At 46.3% G+C, this 17,491-nt stretch carries 15 protein-coding genes; 1 reads left to right on the top strand and 14 read right to left on the bottom strand.

All coding sequences use genetic code 11. The features are described from left to right. Nucleotide 1 precedes the first annotated feature (1 nt). The 13 genes from WJQ40_RS11325 to WJQ40_RS11265 form a co-directional block, all read right to left on the bottom strand. Entirely contained in the window at nt 2–835 is an 834-nt protein-coding gene (locus tag WJQ40_RS11325; protein WP_262574690.1) for an MBL fold metallo-hydrolase, read from the bottom strand. Next, nucleotides 801–2,810: a helicase-related protein gene (locus tag WJQ40_RS11320; protein ID WP_337540344.1), complete on the bottom strand. Its 2,010-nt coding sequence runs from the start codon at nt 2,808–2,810 to the stop codon at nt 801–803. Before WJQ40_RS11320 ends, WJQ40_RS11325 begins: the two co-directional genes overlap by 35 nt. A gap of 133 nt (nt 2,811–2,943) precedes the next feature. Continuing rightward, nucleotides 2,944–4,131 carry an aminotransferase class I/II-fold pyridoxal phosphate-dependent enzyme gene (locus tag WJQ40_RS11315; RefSeq protein ID WP_337540342.1) on the bottom strand — a complete coding sequence of 396 codons (1,188 nt, stop codon included), beginning with the start codon at nt 4,129–4,131 and terminating at the stop codon, nt 2,944–2,946. A 115-nt stretch (nt 4,132–4,246) separates the two neighbouring features. After that, the gene (locus tag WJQ40_RS11310) at nt 4,247–5,032 is read right to left on the bottom strand and encodes an ABC transporter ATP-binding protein (RefSeq protein ID WP_337540340.1); all 786 of its coding nucleotides are present in this window, start codon (nt 5,030–5,032) and stop codon (nt 4,247–4,249) included. A 56-nt stretch (nt 5,033–5,088) separates the two neighbouring features. Next, the gene (locus WJQ40_RS11305; RefSeq protein WP_337540338.1) at nt 5,089–6,108 is read right to left on the bottom strand and encodes an iron ABC transporter permease; all 1,020 of its coding nucleotides are present in this window, start codon (nt 6,106–6,108) and stop codon (nt 5,089–5,091) included. A 47-nt stretch (nt 6,109–6,155) separates the two neighbouring features. Continuing rightward, a complete protein-coding gene (locus WJQ40_RS11300; protein ID WP_337540335.1) occupies nt 6,156–7,763 on the bottom strand; it encodes an ABC transporter substrate-binding protein in 1,608 nt (535 codons plus the stop codon). 105 nt (nt 7,764–7,868) lie between these two features. After that, nucleotides 7,869–8,225, bottom strand: coding sequence for a metalloregulator ArsR/SmtB family transcription factor (locus WJQ40_RS11295; protein ID WP_118798203.1), 357 nt, complete (start codon nt 8,223–8,225; stop codon nt 7,869–7,871). 40 nt (nt 8,226–8,265) lie between these two features. Next, complete coding sequence (locus WJQ40_RS11290) at nt 8,266–10,134, bottom strand: heavy metal translocating P-type ATPase (protein WP_337540333.1); 1,869 nt, start codon at nt 10,132–10,134, stop codon at nt 8,266–8,268. 16 nt (nt 10,135–10,150) lie between these two features. Beyond that, nucleotides 10,151–10,369 (bottom strand): cation transporter, encoded by a 219-nt coding sequence (locus WJQ40_RS11285; RefSeq protein ID WP_337540331.1) that lies wholly within the window; start codon nt 10,367–10,369, stop codon nt 10,151–10,153. Nucleotides 10,370–10,493: 124 nt separating this feature from the next. After that, the gene (locus WJQ40_RS11280; RefSeq protein WP_337540329.1) at nt 10,494–13,058 is read right to left on the bottom strand and encodes a heavy metal translocating P-type ATPase; all 2,565 of its coding nucleotides are present in this window, start codon (nt 13,056–13,058) and stop codon (nt 10,494–10,496) included. A 49-nt stretch (nt 13,059–13,107) separates the two neighbouring features. Then, on the bottom strand, nt 13,108–13,407 hold the full coding sequence (locus tag WJQ40_RS11275) for a metal-sensing transcriptional repressor (protein WP_118798199.1): 300 nt from the start codon (nt 13,405–13,407) through the stop codon (nt 13,108–13,110). Nucleotides 13,408–13,564: 157 nt separating this feature from the next. Further along, nucleotides 13,565–15,019: a methyl-accepting chemotaxis protein gene (locus WJQ40_RS11270; protein WP_337540327.1), complete on the bottom strand. Its 1,455-nt coding sequence runs from the start codon at nt 15,017–15,019 to the stop codon at nt 13,565–13,567. Nucleotides 15,020–15,060: 41 nt separating this feature from the next. Further along, a complete protein-coding gene (locus WJQ40_RS11265) occupies nt 15,061–15,198 on the bottom strand; it encodes a FeoB-associated Cys-rich membrane protein (protein WP_118798197.1) in 138 nt (45 codons plus the stop codon). 190 nt (nt 15,199–15,388) lie between these two features. Between WJQ40_RS11265 and WJQ40_RS11260 the strand changes: the two genes are divergently transcribed. After that, entirely contained in the window at nt 15,389–15,748 is a 360-nt protein-coding gene (locus tag WJQ40_RS11260; RefSeq protein ID WP_118798196.1) for a metal-dependent transcriptional regulator, read from the top strand. A 4-nt stretch (nt 15,749–15,752) separates the two neighbouring features. On the opposite strand, the gene WJQ40_RS11255 is transcribed toward WJQ40_RS11260, so the two are convergent. Further along, nucleotides 15,753–17,429: a GGDEF and EAL domain-containing protein gene (locus tag WJQ40_RS11255; RefSeq protein ID WP_337540325.1), complete on the bottom strand. Its 1,677-nt coding sequence runs from the start codon at nt 17,427–17,429 to the stop codon at nt 15,753–15,755. Between the last annotated feature and the right edge of the window lie 62 nt (nt 17,430–17,491).

The raw sequence follows: 17,491 nt of genomic DNA, 5'->3' as shown, positions 1-17,491 counted from the left end.
TCTATACGCAATCAGTACTACCCATTTTCCGGGGCAGCAGTATCTGTTTTCCCGCATCAGGGATGATAAATCTGATTTCCCTGAATTCTCTCTGCATCATTTCCTTAAGCCCCTCCGTTTCCACAGTATCAGAAACCGGGGGATAGGCATCATCAAAATGTGTCAGCAGCACTGCCTTTGGTTTAAGCCTCTGTAATACCTTTCTGGCATGCGCCTCCAGCGTACTGCTTCCCTGGTAGGGAAGGCAGAGCAGATCTGCTCCTTCCTGATAATCCTCATTTTCAGAAAGTCCAAGGCTCCCCATGACCTGGATCCTTATATCCTGCCAGGATAATTCATACAGAACCGTCTCCCTGTGCTCCGGGTACTGAAGATGCAGCCTCAGGATCCTCTTCAGATTCCTGCGATACCGGAATACTCTGGCAGACAAAAGCTTTTTTCTTACCAGCTTTCTGTCAAAATGAATATGCACACCGGTATCTACCCGGACGGTAAATCCACAGACCATAAACCGGTCTCCCGGACTGATCCTGTGAACCAGTGAGGCTTCTATTCCATGCCTGTATAATGTCTGCTCCGGTGTCGCTGTACAGTAAACAGGCATTCTCCGGATACCTTCCAATACCGGCACCAGTGATAAATGATCCAGATGACCATGCGTGATCAATATGGCATCTCCAGAAAGGAAATCTTCTTTGTCATTCTGATTTTCTGCCCCGTCCATCTCCACGAAAGGATCGATCAGCACAGTTCCCTCTTTATTTTCGAGCTTCAAGGCTGCTGTCCCAAGCCACGTGATCCTAATGCCTTCTGTGTCTTTTCCGATGTCCTCCATGCTGTCCTCTTCCTGACGGTCTCTTCACTGGATTTTCTGCCGCCCGCCGTTTCTCTTCCTCATAGCATTCATTACAGATACCAAATCGGTCATCCAGCTGAAGTACCTTTCCGCACACCCTGCATCGCTTAATATAGGATTTCTTGCTGCCCGCCAGAATCCCCGTGATCCTCTCATCTGTCCGGTCCCGTTCTTCCTTCAGTCTTTCCTCATCCACGATCTTTCCCATACGGACGGAAAAATTGTGATAAAGATCCAGCATGCGGTAATAGATTTCATAGCTTTCCAGAAGATTGCTTCCGAGCCTTGCGCTGAACAGTGGAAAGGTAAGTGAAACATCCGCTGTATAGTCCATACAGTACTGACACCACTTGTTGACAATGGCGCTTGACTTAATATCAAGCGGACAGGATATCATGTCAAAGATCACTTCTTTATTATCGCCCTCCGGCAGATACATGAAATCTCTGCTGTTTTTCTTCAGGATACGATAAAGCTCCAGCATTTCAGATACATCGATCTTCTTGTACGGAAAGCCTGCCGGAATGCTCTCCCATGTCCTCAGCAGCTCATCCAGTGGATGATCCAGGGAAAGCAGCACCTTTGGAAAGCCAAGCCTGGCGTATGCAATATCCTTCAGTGGCTCCTTCAGGGCGCTGTCGATCAGAAGCAGTCCCTCTTCATCCCCTGCTGTCACGTATCCTTTTTCATATTTACCAAATCTGCCTGCTCTTCCTGCGATCTGCAGGATCTCCTGCTGCTTCAGTACTCTTCTTTCATTTCCGTCAAATTTGACGGTCTCACCAAAAACAATTCTCCGGATCGGCAGATTTAATCCCATTCCGATCGCATCTGTGGAAACCACAACACGAGTCTCCCCGGCAAGAAATTTACGTACTTCCTTCTTGCGGATCTCCGGCGGAAGATGCCCATAGATAACACTTGCACTGATCCCGGAAAGCTCCAGTCTGGCTGCCATATCAAGTACTGCACGCTTGCTGAACATGATAATGGCATCCCCTTCCTTGATATCCTCTGCCAGCTTTTCCTTCAGGGATACCGGCTGTGATTCCAGCACCAGCTCTGTTTTTCTTTCATGGTAAACCACTTCATAGGTATCATTACATTTTTCTATGATCCTTTTCAGGATCATTTCCGCATCCTGACTGGCACAGACATGGATCAGCGGACACCGGATCCCAAGGATCGCCTTGACCCAGTTACTTCCTCTGAAATCATCCTCGATCATCTGGGCCTCATCAATCACTGCCACATCATATTCATCATCCATTGCCAGCATTTCTATTGTCTGTGATGTTACCGTACTGTTTTCCACATAAAGGGTTTCTTCACCCGTAACCATCGTGCAGTTTACCTGATTTTCTGCCATCAGATCATAGACCTCCAATGCCAGAAGACGCAATGGTGACAGATACGTCCCATGCTCTGCCCTCATCAGCATCTGCAGGGCATCATGTGTCTTACCTGAATTGGTCGGCCCGATATGCAGGATAAAATGCCGCTGCATCTGCCGCGCCTGCGGATACTCCATGGTCGGCTCCGTCGTTACCATCTCAGCGATCTGCCGCTTCATCAGACCCTGCCTGTAGCTCTGGTACTTGTCCGGAAGAGCTGTTCCCTTTGTCAAAAATGATGGCTTTGACAGCATGTATTCGCAAAAATCATCCTCAAGCTGTCTGTTCTGGATATAATTATAGTCCTGCTTGGCCAATGTGCGGACGGCATCCTTGATCTTCTTCAGCATTGACTGATCATCCGTCTGCAGTGCTATGGCATATAATACTGCTATATTGGCATACAAAGAGGGCATCTTCAGAACCTTGCCGTCCCTGATATTCTGACAGGCTGTTGTAACCTTCTTCTGAAGCTTATCCTGCTTTCCCGTCTTTTTCAGTGAAACGGCATATCTTCCATATGCCCTGCAATATCTGTCTGTAAATTTCGCTTTATCCATTCTTTGTTGTATCCGTTTACCGGCATTTGCTCCTTGTTTATCTGTGGATCCTTTTCTGTCAAAAATCCACTTTTTATTGTAACATTATGCCGCTAACAATGCAAGAAAAGCCTGGTTATCCGCCTATAAACACCTATAAAAGCCCTGTCTTCTCCAGTGCCTGTCTGATATCCTCCTTCAGATCCTCTACATCCTCAAGTCCTACTGCGAGGCGGAAGAAGCCGTTTGAAAACTGCTCCGGATACAGATACTGTCTTTCATCGTCTTCTCCGAGAAATACGATCAGCGTCTCATCATGACCAAGTGAAACTGCAGAAAGGATCAGCTTCAGGTTGCTTACAAAACGGTTATGGGTATCATGATCTGCTCCCTTTAATCCGAAGGAAAGCACACCGCCATAGCCGGGGCTCATCTGCTTCTTTGCCAGCTCATGCTGCGGATGGCAAGGGAGTCCTGGATAGGCTACAAAGCTGACACAGGGCAGGCTCTCCAGATAAGTGGCAAGTGCCATGGCATTTTCATTATGCTGCTTCATACGGAGCGGCAGTGTTGCACTTCCTCTCATGATCAGCCATGCATTAAAGGGACTGATAACTCCGCCAAGGTTCACCTGGGACTGTGCCCTTACGATATCCAGATACTCCTTTTTACCAATGATCGCACCACCCATGGCATCTCCATGGCCATTGATATACTTGGTCAGACTTTCTACAGTAAAGTCTGCACCAAAATCAAGCGGTCTCTGATTGTAGGGAGAGGCAAATGTATTATCCACAGAAAGCAGTGCCCCATTTTCATGGGCGATTCGTGCGATCTCCTCTATATCAGAGATCTGAAGCGTTGGATTTCCCGGTGTTTCAATATGGATCAGCCTCGTATTCGGACGGATCGCTGCTGCCACATTGGCAGGATCTGAGGTATCCACTATCGTTGTCTCCACGCCAAATTTGGTGTTAAACAGCTCATGGAAAAGCCGGTATACTGCAATATAGGTCACGCTGGAAAAGATCACATGATCTCCCTGCTTTAAAAGCGCAAAGAAAAGACCGGAAAGTGCTGCCACACCACTGGCAAGTACCACACAATCCTCGCCATTCTCCAGATCCGCTATTTTCTGCTGAAGGTATTTCTGGTTGCAGCCACCGTTTCTGGTATACAGATTACCATCCGCACTGCTCCAGTTCATCGTTGTCGGATCATAAGGAAGCTGAAAGCTGTTAGCCAGTGTGATCGGACGCTGGATCGCCCCGGTTTCCTTATCCACTTCATTTCCCATATGGATTGCCCTGGTACTGAACCCATATCCACTCTCTTTTTTCATAATCAGTTCTCCTCTTCATGTATAATATATTTCATATATGTTTACTATGAATTGAATTATAGCACAGAGTTTTTTTCCTGTAAATAGCCAAAAAAGGTACTACTGATCACTCATTTTAAGTAAGAATAGAGGAAAGGATTTCTTTTCCAAGGTCACTCCTTTGCAGCTCCTTTGGAATCCCAAACAGCCCACAGATATACTCCTCCTGAAGGATCTCCTCCGGTGTCCCGTACCGGTCTGCATATTCCCCCCTTACGCAAAGAATCCTGTCGGATACCTGTGATACCAGCTCAAGCTCATGCAGCGACATGATCACAGTCAGGCCTTTCTCCTTCTGCAGCTTTAAAAGGATCGACAAAAATTCCAGCTTATATTTAATATCCAGATAGGAAGTCGGTTCATCCAATATAAGAAGCTCCGGCTCCTGACAGATCGCCCTGGCCAGAAGCACTCTCTGCCTCTGTCCGTCACTGATCCTTCCGTAATCTTTTTCTGAAAGCTCCTGCACATGGACAAGTTCCATGGCGCTTTCTATCTTTTCTTTATCCTCCGCCGAAAGAAGTCCGAAACGCCCTGTATAGGGATATCTTCCAAATGCCACCACATCGCGGCATGTCATCAGTTCTGTATGAAGCCTGTCTGTCAGGACGACTGCCATCGTTCTGGCCAGCTCCTCCCTGCTGCAGGCTGCAAGATCCTTTTCTCCAAAATACATCCTGCCGCCAAGAGCAGCCAGCTGTCTTGCGATACTTTTCAATATTGTGGATTTACCGGCACCATTTGGACCGATCAAAGTCAGGATCCTTCCCTTTTCCAGCGATAACGTGATATCCCGTATCAGCGGCTTTCCCTCATAGCCGACTGTCAGCTTATCCAGTTTAAATTCATAATTCTGCTCCATACCTGCTCCTCACACCCTTCTGCCACACCGGCTGTTCTTCCATCACCTGTCCGGTATTACACATCCTTACGCCGCTTTGCCATCACGATCAGTACCACCGGTGCCCCAAATACTGCTGTCACTGTGCTGATACTCAGCTCCGTAGGTGAAAAGACCATGCGGGCGATCAGATCTGAAAGCAGACAGAATACTGCCCCGCCAAGGAAACAGGCCGGTATCATCAGGATAGGCTTTGATGATCCAAGCAGCCTCTTCACCAGATGTGGTGTTGCCACACCCACAAAGGAAACCGGTCCTGCAAAGGCAACCACGCAGGCCGATAAAATGCTCGACAGAATCACAAGACTTATCTTCAGAAAGGGGATATTGACACCAAGGCTCTTTGCCGTCACCTCTGATATCTCATAGGCACTGATCGGCTTTGCCAGAAAAAAAACAAGCAAAAAACTACTGAACACTACAACCGCCATTACCTGTACATTTCCCATATTGATCCCCGAAAAGCTCCCTCTGGACCAGTTATGCAGGTTCACGATCTGGGAATCCTCTGCAAATGTCACGATAAAATCTGTAATTGCCGAACAGATATAGCCGATCATCACACCACTGACGATCAGTGCTGACATCTTATTCACACGCTTTGACATGGCAAGCACAAAGACCATGGACAGAATCGCCCCCACAAAAGCTGCAGTGATCATCATCAGTGAGCTTAATTGCATTGCTCTCCTTAAAGAAAGGATCATCAGCACCGCTACTGCCAGCTTGGCTCCGGAGGAAATACCAAGCACAAAGGGTCCTGCGATCGGATTTCTGAAAAAGCTCTGCAAAAGGTATCCTGACAGTGCAAGTGCCCCGCCAAGAAGCATCGCTGCCAGTGCCCTTGGCAGTCTGATCTTGCCAATGATTCCTGCTGTTACCTCCGGAACGTTCCCTCCAAGAAAATAGCTTTTCACCTCCAGAACAGAAACCGGCACACTTCCAATACAGATATTACATATGAAAAGGATCATTAGCAGCACAGCCAATACCACAAAAGCAGTCCCATATCGTCTTTCTTGCCTTTTTTCTCCCATTTTTTTATGATTCCCTCCTGATATTCCTGCCCTCTCCTTCACAGCTTTCACGAAAGTGGGTACATAAACCGCAGATCCTTTTTTCCCGTCAGCATTTTATGCACGTCCTCAATGAAAACACCAGCTGACAGCGACCTTTGATACAGATCCCCTGTGGTACAGAATACCCGTCCTTCTTTCACTGCCTTAAAATCCTTCAGTACCTCATCCTTATCACACAGCTCCTGCAGGGAATGTACCTCTCCTTCAATCGTGCTGTTGTAGATCAGATAATCAGCATCCTTTGCCTGCTGGTAAAAGGCTTCCATCTGCATATTGACGCTGGCTCTTCCATCACTATCCTTCCCTGTACTTTCCGGGATATAGCTGCCACCGGCAAGTGCTATCATTTCCGGCACATAATCTGTGGGTCTCCTCACATTCACGCCACCGGATGCATTGATATAGAAGAACGCCACCGTAGAAGGCTCTGCCTGTGCCGATATTTCTTCCGTCACACGCTTCAGTATCTCTTCCTGTTCTTCAAAAATAGCTTCCGCCTCTTCTTCCCTGGCAAGCAGTGCCCCATAAAGCTTCACCCACTCCACTCTTCCAAGCGGATGCGTCTCGTAGCTGGAATAATCGATCATTACCGGTATGCCAAGAGCCTCCAGCTGCTCTTTGATTTCCGGCGAATGAAAGATCATCGTGTTCTCCACCGCAAGCCTGCAGCCTCCTGAAAGAAGCTGTTCATAATCCGGTGCGCTGTATTTCCCCGCATACTTTACCCTTCCTTCTTCCATAGCCTCCTTTGCTTCTTTAATTCCCCAGCTTTCTTCAGTCAGGGATGAATACCGTATACAGGACAGGTCATCATCCAGACCTGCGAAGAAATCCATCACAGCGGAGGCTGCAATATAAATATCTGTCACCGGCTGCTGTAATACCTGTACATCCTCTGGAAGATCATCTGGAGCTTTCCCCTCTTCCGGGATCAGAAGTATCCGTTTCTCATTGCGGGTCGTAAGAAGCCGATAGCCCCCCGCATATTCATCCACCCGGAATTCCTTTGCATAGGTAAGGGGAATGCTGCCTGTATAAGTGAGCTCACTGCTGATCTGGGGACTACCCAAAAGGACATCTGATCCCTCCGTTTTATTTTCTTCCGAGCTGCTTTCACTTTGAACTGCTTCACCCTCTGCAGCACTATGGAACATCAGCGTATATTCCACTTCATGGGGCTTACTCATGGCCGTCGTGTCAGCAGTTACCGGAATTTCCTCATCAAGTACAGCGACCGGGATCTCAAATACCGAGTTTCCCTCTGTATTGACCGGCAGATATTTTTCTCCATCCACCAGCATATAATCATAGTTTGGACTGCTCCACTCAATCCTGGCTGTCATCTGCCCTCCGGAAACGGTAAGCTCACAGGGTGAATCCACCGTGGCTCTGCCGCTTCCGCCAGAAAGTGTCACTTCTATCTCATATCTGCCATCTGCCAGCGCCTGAGCTCTGTCCTGATCCCCGCTGCTGCCCTGACTTACTGCTTCACTGTTCTGTTCTGCTTCTGTTCCTTTCTGCTCTGTCCTGTTACAGGCACTTGTAAACAGCAATACACTGCAGATTGCCAATATTCCCAGTTGCTTCCATTTTGTTTTCATTAATCTATTCATTTTCTGCCTTCATTTCCTTTCAACTGCAAGCAGTTTATCATATTTTATAAAAAAAGACCACAGGAGATAGCTTTCTCCTGCAGCCTGATTATAAACATGACCTCTTCAGTCCTCTTCAATATGCTCTCTTCCCTTGCCGATGATCGTTTCTACATGCTCATCTGCCAGAGAGTAAAAGATCGATTTGCCTTCCCGTCTGCTCTTTACCAGTCTGCTCTGCTTCAGTATCTTGAGCTGATGGGAAATAGCCGACTGTGTCATATCAAGCGCCTGTGCCAGATCACAGACACATACCTCTGCTTCAAAAAGAACAAACAGAATACGGATACGGGTGTAATCCCCAAAAATCTTGAACAGATCTGCCAGATCATTCAGTTCTTTTTCATCCGGCATGGTTTCCTTTACAATTTTCAGCAGATCCTCATGAACCTCTACAGTATCACAGCATTCTATTTCTGCCATAGCGCCTCGCCTCCTTCATCCCCTTTTACTACGAACCAGCCTACAGCTTCTTTACAAACAGAGCCCGGATCGCATTCAGTACAGCAATCACCATAACTCCTACATCTGCGAAAATAGCTGCCCACATATTGGCAATACCAAGTGCACCCAGGATCAGGCAGATCACCTTGATACCGATTGCAAAATAAATATTCTCATAAACAATACGAATACATTTTCTGGAAATTTTAATTGCCTTGGCAATCTTCAGCGGGTCATCATCCATCAGAACGATATCTGCTGCCTCGATCGCTGCATCTGAACCAAGAGCCCCCATGGCAATTCCGATATCCGCTCTGGAAAGCACCGGTGCGTCATTGATACCATCCCCTACGAAGGCCAGCTTTTCCTTCTCGCTCTTCTTCGCAAGCAGCTCTTCCACCTTTGCTACCTTGTCTGCCGGGAGAAGTTCGCTGCATACCTCATGGATACCAAGCTCTGCCGCTACGGAATCTGCTACCCGTTTTGTATCTCCGGTCAGCATGACCGTCCTTGTTACACCTGCCCTTTTCAGTGCATCAATGGCTTCCTTTGCGTGCGGCTTTAACAGGTCAGAGATCACGATACAGCCTGCAAAAGTACCATCAACTGCCACATACACAAGGGTTCCTACCTGATCGCATACCGTATAGGGAATGCCAAGCTGATCCATGAGCCTGCCGTTACCGGCTGCCACCAGCCTGCCATCTACTTTGGCTGTCACGCCCTTGCCGCTGACCTCTGTTACTTCTGTTACACGGTTCTTATCAATCTCTTTGCCATAAGCCTTCTGCAGGCTCTTGCTGATCGGATGGCTGGAATAGCTTTCTGCACAGGCAGCACACTCGATCAGCTCTTCCTTTGAGAGTGCTGCCGGAAAAATACCACTGACTTCGAAGACACCCTGTGTCATCGTTCCTGTCTTGTCAAATACTACGTATTTTGTCTGTGAAAGTGTCTCCAGATAATTGGAGCCCTTCACAAGAACACCTTCCTTACTTGCTCCGCCGATTCCGGCAAAGAAGCTCAAAGGAATACTGATCACAAGTGCACAGGGACAGCTGATAACAAGGAAGGTCAGCGCTCTGTAGATCCATGTACCAAAGTCAGCCGGCAGTCCCATAAATACCATTCTTACAATGGGCGGGATCAGTGCCAGTGCTACTGCGCCGTAGCAGACAGCCGGTGTATATACCCTTGCAAATTTGGAAATGAAATTCTCGGATCTTGATTTTCTGGAGCTGGAATTTTCTACTAGCTCGAGAATCTTGGAAACAGTAGATTCTCCAAATTCCCTGGTTGTCTTAATCTTCAGAAGACCGGTCATGTTGATACATCCACTGATGACCTCATCACCTTCCTTTGCATTTCTAGGGAGGCTTTCTCCTGTCAGTGCGCTGGTATTCAGACTGGAAGTTCCTTCTGTAACAATACCGTCAATCGGGATCTTTTCTCCGGGCTTTACCAGGATTATCGTTCCGATCGCCACTTCATCGGGATCTACCTGTATAACCTCACCATCCTTCTCTATATTGGCATAGTCCGGACGGATATCCATCAGCTCACTGATATTTCTGCGGCTCTTACCTACCGCATAGCTCTGGAACAGCTCGCCGATCTGATAGAACAGCATAACGGCAACGCCTTCCTTATAATCCCCAAGTGCGATTGCTCCTACTGTAGCAACTGCCATCAGGAAATTCTCATCAAATACCTGACGATTCATGATACCCTTGACAGCCTTTTTCAGGATGTCATATCCGATTACCAGATAGGGGATCATATACAGTGCAAGCTGCAGCCATCCCTCTGCAGGTACAAATGACAGAACAATCAGTAACGCAACTGCCACAATAATCCGGATCAATACCTTTTTCTGTTTCTTATTCATATGCTTCCTCTTTTCTCTATAAAAAGATCTCGCAGTCGTCCTCTACCTTCTTACAGTTCTTTAATACATCCTTCATAACTGCAGCAGGTTCAGCGCCATCCTCAAATTCAACGATCATCTTTAATGTCATAAAGTTAACAGTAGCATCCTTGACACCTGTGGTATTCTTAGCTGCCTCTTCCATCTTATTAGCACAGTTTGCACAATCAACATCAATTTTATAAGTCTTTTTCATGTTCTCATCCTCTTTCTTTAAAGTTGTTTCATATGAACAATTATTCATATGTTTGATTGTATTATACCACTGCTAATGGTGATGTCAATAGGAATTTTCATTTTCAATAACTTCTGCAGTAGTGTCAGTCGATCGCTGTTACCTTATAATCCTTATCTTCCACTGCCTTTTTCAGCACATCATCCGCAACCTCTTTTGTCAGTGTCACTTCTGCACTGCCCTTCTCATGGCTTACCAGTGCACTCTCCACACCATCTACTGCTTCCAGTGCCTTCTTTACAGCTGCCTCGCAGTGTCCACACATCATGCCTTCGATCTTCATTGTTTTCTTCATTTCATTACCCTCTTCTTTCTCTATATTTTTATTTTTTATGCTTTCTTCTGCCGCCTTTCCTCTGCCCTTCTGCTTCCCGTCATGGCTGCTGTCATAAACCTTAAAAAGGTTCAGCCGCAGGGCATTGGTTACCACGCAGAAGCTGGAAAGACTCATGGCTGCCGCTCCGAACATGGGATTTAACTGCCAGTGGAACAGCGGGATCCATACACCTGCTGCCAGCGGGATTCCAATAATATTGTAAATAAATGCCCAAAACAGGTTCTCATGGATATTCCTGAGAGTTGCCCGGCTCAAACGCACAGCCGCCGGGATATCCTTCAGGCTGCTCTTCATCAGCACCACATCTGCGGCATCAATAGCAACATCAGTTCCAGCCCCAATGGCAATCCCAACATCCGCCCTCGTCAGTGCCGGTGCATCATTGATACCATCGCCTGCCATGGCTACCCTGCCTTCTTCCTTCAGGGAACGGACTACCTGTTCCTTGCCATCCGGCAGTACTCCTGCGATCACCTCCGTGATACCTGCCCTTGCAGCTACTGCCCTGGCAGTTCTTTCATTATCACCGGTCAGCATGATCACACGGATTCCCATGTCTGTCAGCTCCTTCACTGCTTCCATGCTGTCCTCTTTGACCACATCTGCAACAGCGATCATACCAAGGAACTGATTATCAAGTCCAAACAGCAGAGGTGTCTTTCCCTCTCCCGCAAGCTGCTTTACCTTTTCCTCTGTATCTGCTGAAAGAGGAATTTTGCTGCTGATATAGGCAAAGCTTCCTCCAGTCAGAAGTCCATCTCTGCTCCTTCCAAGAAGACCGTTCCCGGGAAGCGCCTGAAACCCTGTTACTTCTTCTGCTCTCAGTTGCTTTTCCTCAGCGTATGCTATGACTGCTCCTGCCAACGGATGCTCACTGTTCTTTTCGAGAGAATAAGCAAATGTAAGCAGGCGTTCCTCTGGCACACCTTCTGCCGGCAGTATATCGGTCACTCTGGGTTCACCCTTAGTAATGGTTCCTGTCTTATCCAGTACCACGATTTCTGTCTTGCCGGTTTCTTCCAGAGAAGCTGCTGTCTTAAATAAAATGCCGTTTCTGGCACCCATACCGTTACCTACCATGATCGCTACAGGCGTTGCCAGTCCAAGGGCACAGGGACAGCTGATCACCAGTACAGAAATGGCTCTTGCAAGTGCATATCCAAAGCTCTGCCCTGCCAGGATCCATACCAGGAAAGTGACAGCAGCAATGGCGATCACTGCCGGCACAAAAATACCCGAGACCTTATCCGCTATCCTGGCGATCGGTGCCTTGGTAGCAGCTGCATCGCTGACCATCTGGATGATCCTGGAAAGAGCCGTATCCTCCCCTACTCTGACTGCCTCACAGGTAAGAACACCGGACTGATTAATAGTAGCTGCAGATACCTCGTCGCCTTCTGCCTTGTCCACCGGGATGCTTTCTCCGGTAAGAGCTGCCTCATTGACAGCGCTGCTTCCCTTCACTACAATACCATCCACAGGTATATTCTCTCCCGGCTTTACCAGGAAAAGATCTCCCTTTTTCACCTGATCAACGGGAACCTCCTTCTCTTCTCCCCCGATAAGCAGAACTGCTTTCTGGGGAGCCAGCTTCATCAGACCCTTCAGTGCATCTGTAGTCTTTCCCTTGGAATGCGCTTCCAGCATCTTTCCTACTGTGATCAGTGTCAGGATCATGGCTGCAGATTCAAAATAAAACTCATCCATATACTTCATGACACCGGCCATATCACCCTTCACCTGCGCATCTGTCATGGCAAACAGTGCATAGGTGCTGTACAGGAAGGCAGCGCTGCTTCCCATGGCAACCAGCGTGTCCATATTCGGTGCTCTGTGAAAAAGACTCTTAAAGCCGCTGACAAAAAATTTCTGGTTGATCACCATGATCATAATGGTCAGCAAAAGCTGTACCAGTCCCATAGCCACATGATTTCCTTCAAAAAATGCCGGCAGAGGCCAGCCAAACATCATATGTCCCATGGAAAAATACATCAGTACGATCAGAAAGCCAATAGATGAAAACAGCCTCTTTTTCAGCTTCGGTGTCTCCTTATCTTCCAGTGCCTTTTCCTGCTCCCTGATGCTTTCAGCATTGTGTCCTGCCTCTCTATCAGCTTCCTTCAGAGCTGCCCCGTATCCTGCTTCCTCAACTGCCCGGATGACCGACGCACTGTCTGCATCTCCCTCAACGCCCATAGAGTTTGTCAGGAGACTGACGGAGCAGGCACTGACACCGTCTACTTTGGAAACTGCCTTCTCCACTCTGGCACTGCAGGCGGCACAGCTCATCCCTGTTACTGTATATTGTTTCATTTTCTCATAACTCCTCTCTTCAAATTTAGTACTTGTACTTCTAAGGCTTCTACTTCATCAGCTTCTGAAGGATCTTCATCAGTTCATCTACTGTTTCTTCTTTTCCTTCCTTAATATCTCTCACAACGCAGGTTTTCATGTGATTTTCCAGCAAAACCTTATTAAAACTGTTCAATGCAGCACTTACTGCCGCTACCTGTGTCAGAATATCTGTACAATAGGCATCTCTTTCTATCATGCCCTTAATCCCTCTGATCTGTCCCTCGATCCGGTTCAGGCGATGGATCAGATCCTTATATTCCTCCGGATCTCTTTTCTTTGTTTTATGACAGCAGCATGCTTCTTCCATTTTCTATTCCTCACTTCTCTGATTTGAGCTTATTATATACCCCTATGGGGTATATTGCAAGTTCATATTTTCTCAATAGCAAAAAAGATACTCCTCCGTCTCCGAAAGAGTATCTCCTATTTGTCTGTCCTGATCCGGCCTGCTGCCAGATTTCTTATTATTTTCCTTCCTTCGTCAGATCCACCAGTCCGTTCAGTATCTCTGATATCTCATTCATGGTTACCTGATTATCTTCCTCTGCCTTCATGGTTTCTCCGGCATGCGCAGAAACCTCCTCCGAGATTGCTGACATGGTCTGTACCGCATCCACAATGTTCTGGTTGGAATCCTTCAGCTGCTTCACCGTATCTGCAAGCTGGGTAATGCTCTGCTGCACAGAAACCGTACTGTTTCTGATGGCATCAAACTGCTTTGCTGCATTGTCAGTTCCTTCCTTCTGTCCATTGATCCCTTTGATCATTTCTGTGATCACACCGACAACATTCTGGATCGCTGATGACACATTACCGATCAGTTCAGCAATATTGGCTGTTGCTTCCTTTGTTCTTGTAGCCATGCCGGAAATTTCTGTCGCTACTACAGAAAAGCCACGGCCTGCCTCTCCAGCTCTTGCAGCTTCAATGCTGGCATTTAATGCAAGCAGACTGGTCTGAGATGTGATTCCTCCGATCAGTTCTACAATGGAATGCATTTCTTCCATATAATGCTCGAGTTCTTCCAGCTTCGCAGTTACCTCAGTTCCGTTCTGTACGGAAATATCTACCTCTGTTTTCAGCTCTTCAATATCATGATTACCCTGATCCAGTGCCTTCAGTGTCTGATCCATATTCCCACGGATCGCCAGAACGGTATTTTCCACTTCTGTTACCTGTCCCTGGATCACCATGGTCTGTGTCTGCTGTGCCTGAATATGCTCTGCCGTATCCTGTGAACCGGCATTTACTTCTTCCATGGCTCGCCCGGTCGCTCTGGAAGCTTCTGTTAATTTATTCATTCTATCTGATATATTACCAACACCTGCTGATAGCTGGTCTGAAAGAGCCTGACCCTCCTCAAGCAGCCTCTCTGCCTTTTCCTCGGATGCCCTGACCTCTTCCAGCTTCTTTTCCGAATTGGCCTTCATTGTTCTCACAGTGATAATAGAATACACAGCGACAAGCAGCATGACCATAAGCTGCATTACACCGGTATCAGTATCCACATATCCAAACCGATGAAGCTTTGCACCAGCACCGATAACGATCAGCGTTTCCAGAACCGTTCCGACATTGATCAGTAAAAGATTTCTCACATCATTGAAAATAGTCACCACAAAGACCATTGGAATAACAAAAGCAAAGATCATATGATTTGTCGCGGTAAAAAGACATGCTGTATAATATACGGCAAATCCTATAGAGACCAGATGCTTGATCAGTGTTGTATCCTTATTTTTGCTGTAGCTGATAAATTCTGCTATTACCGGAATAAATCCAACCACAGTCATTACGATCAGATAAAGTACACTGCTTCTTCCCTCAATAGTCTGCAAAAGCATCAGCACTGTGATAAGCAGTACTGTCGTAAAATGAGTGATCATAGCTGTTTTGTTGTTTCTTTGCATCTCTGACATCTCTTTTGTTCCCCTCTCTTTTGTGGTGGGTGAACTTTTTTCTAATGACAGTGTCCACCACAGTTTTTGCAATCTCCACCGCACTGAAGAGATTTTCCTGCCTTTTTGTCACGGATCATACTTCTGACTGCAAGACCGACAACCAGAAGAAGAACTGCTCCTACAATAATTGTTCCCATAAGCTGGTCTCCTTTCCACATTTGCATAGTTAGTATACGCTAACCTCATGGAGTTGTCAATGATTCCCACATTACTCTCTTCTGCTGATGATTTGTTATTTTTGCACATTTCAGTTTTATGTGTTACAATATAAGTCAGTTATACTCTAAACTATAAACCGTTTCCTTCAGAAAGAAAGGCTTCAACTATATGAAAGTAAATGAATCTGCAGAAAATTATCTTGAAACTATCCTCGTACTCAGTCATCAGAAGCCTGTGGTACGTGCTGTTGATATCGCCGAAGAACTGGACTTCAAAAAATCAAGTGTCAGTGTTGCCATGAAAAATCTCCGCGAAAAGAATCACATCACAGTTACCAAAGAAGGCTATATCTACCTGACTCCATCCGGCAAGGAGATTGCTGATATGATCTATGAACGTCATCAGCTTCTCAGTAACTGGCTCATGCGCCTTGGTGTAGATGAGAAAACAGCCACAGAGGATGCCTGCCGTATGGAACATGTGATCAGTAAGGAAAGCTTTGAAGCCATTAAAAATCACATAAAATAACAGATTATTTTTCCTTACTTTCCCCTGTTACATAAGACTCCATGAATATAGAGAACGAACACGGTCTGCCAAAGAAATATCCCTGGATATAATCAGGCTCTATCCTGCTGATCTTATCCAGCTCCTGTTTCGTTTCTATTCCCTCCACACAGAGCTTCAGATCTATACTGTGCGTCATCTCTACCATATGCTGCAGAAGGTTATATTCATATCCGTTATTTAATGCCTTGAGAGTAAAGGATCTGTCAATCTTGATGGTATCCGGACTTAAGTTATACAGGTAATGGAAATTGGAATATCCGGTTCCGAAATCATCCAGAGCAAGCGGTATATCACTCCTCTTCAGTCCATCGCAGAAGCGTCTGAAGTTGGCATCACATTCCAGGAATCCGCTTTCTGTCAATTCTATGATGAGACTGCCTCTTTTAATCTTATATATATTGATTGCACTCAGGATTTCTGTCAGCATATCACTTTTCAGTACCTGAATATAAGATACATTGACTGAAATGCGGAAATCCGGAATATATTTCTGGATCTGTCCGCATGCCTTCAGTGCCTGATGCAGAACGAAGCGTCCCACCGGAATGATCAGTCCGCTCTCTTCTAACAGAGGAATAAATTCTGCCGGGGAAACTATTCTTTCCTTCGTTCTGAACCGGAGCAGCGTTTCTGCACTGACAAGCTTCTGGCTCTTAATATCTACGATCGGCTGGAAATAAGCTTCGAATCCCTCAAAATTCTGATTTACAGACTTACGCATGGTATGAATCAGTTCTTTTTTGTCAAGAAACTTCTGATAATCCTCTTCCTTATAGATCACATATGTATTTTTGCCGGCTTCCTTCGCTCCGGCCAGCGCAAACTCGGAAAGCTTCAGGATATTCTCACTGCTCCTATCCTGTATTGCTGAAACGGGAAGAATTCCCGCAGAGATCGTATAAAATACATCATATCCGATTTTTTCGATCAGTTCATCTATCCCTTCCCGGATCGCACGGTACAGATCAACAGCACTTTCTGCTGTTCCGTTCTGTCCAAAGATCAGAAATTCATCTGCAACAAGACGGTAGATCCTGCGTTCAGATCCTGCTATACTCCGGATACATTCTGCTGTTTTATGCAGGATCATATCTCCGTATTCCATTCCTTTATTCTCATTGATATCCTTGAAGTTATCAATACCTATACGCAGGAAAACACCTTTATCATTCTTAATAAGCTCTGAAAGCTCTGCCCTGAGGCTTGTCTCTCCAAGCAGTCCGCTGACATTATCTGCCTGCTGTTTCTTGCCGATCTCATTGATACAGCCGGTGATCAGTTCCGGTCTGCCTTCTTCATCCACAAGTACATTTCCACGGCAGTTGATCCAGACCGGCTTTCCCTCCTTGTCCTTCCACCGGTAACGCAGATTATGGAAGCTTTTCTTTCCGGAAACGATTTCAGTAAGATCCTGGGAAAGCAGATCAAGATCCTCTTCATATACCACCTTCGTAAAAGCAGCTGTATAATCAGGAAAATCGGCCGCAGGAAGTGGAAATCTGTCCACTGCATTTTCTGATATTACATAATGCCCATTCTTTAGATTAAGAACAAAAAGATAATTATCAACACATGGATTCAGAATATCTATCACATGCTCTATTTCCTCAAACGACATTTTGTTTGACAAATCTTCCATGCTATACCCCTCTTTCGTCAAAAGATAACCCTTATAATTGTAACATACTCCCGGCTGTTCAA

Origin of the sequence: Suilimivivens sp. (assembly GCF_037359455.1) — a bacterium.
Lineage (GTDB): Bacteria > Bacillota > Clostridia > Lachnospirales > Lachnospiraceae > Suilimivivens > Suilimivivens aceti.
This window is presented reverse-complemented; position numbering and strand designations above follow the sequence as displayed.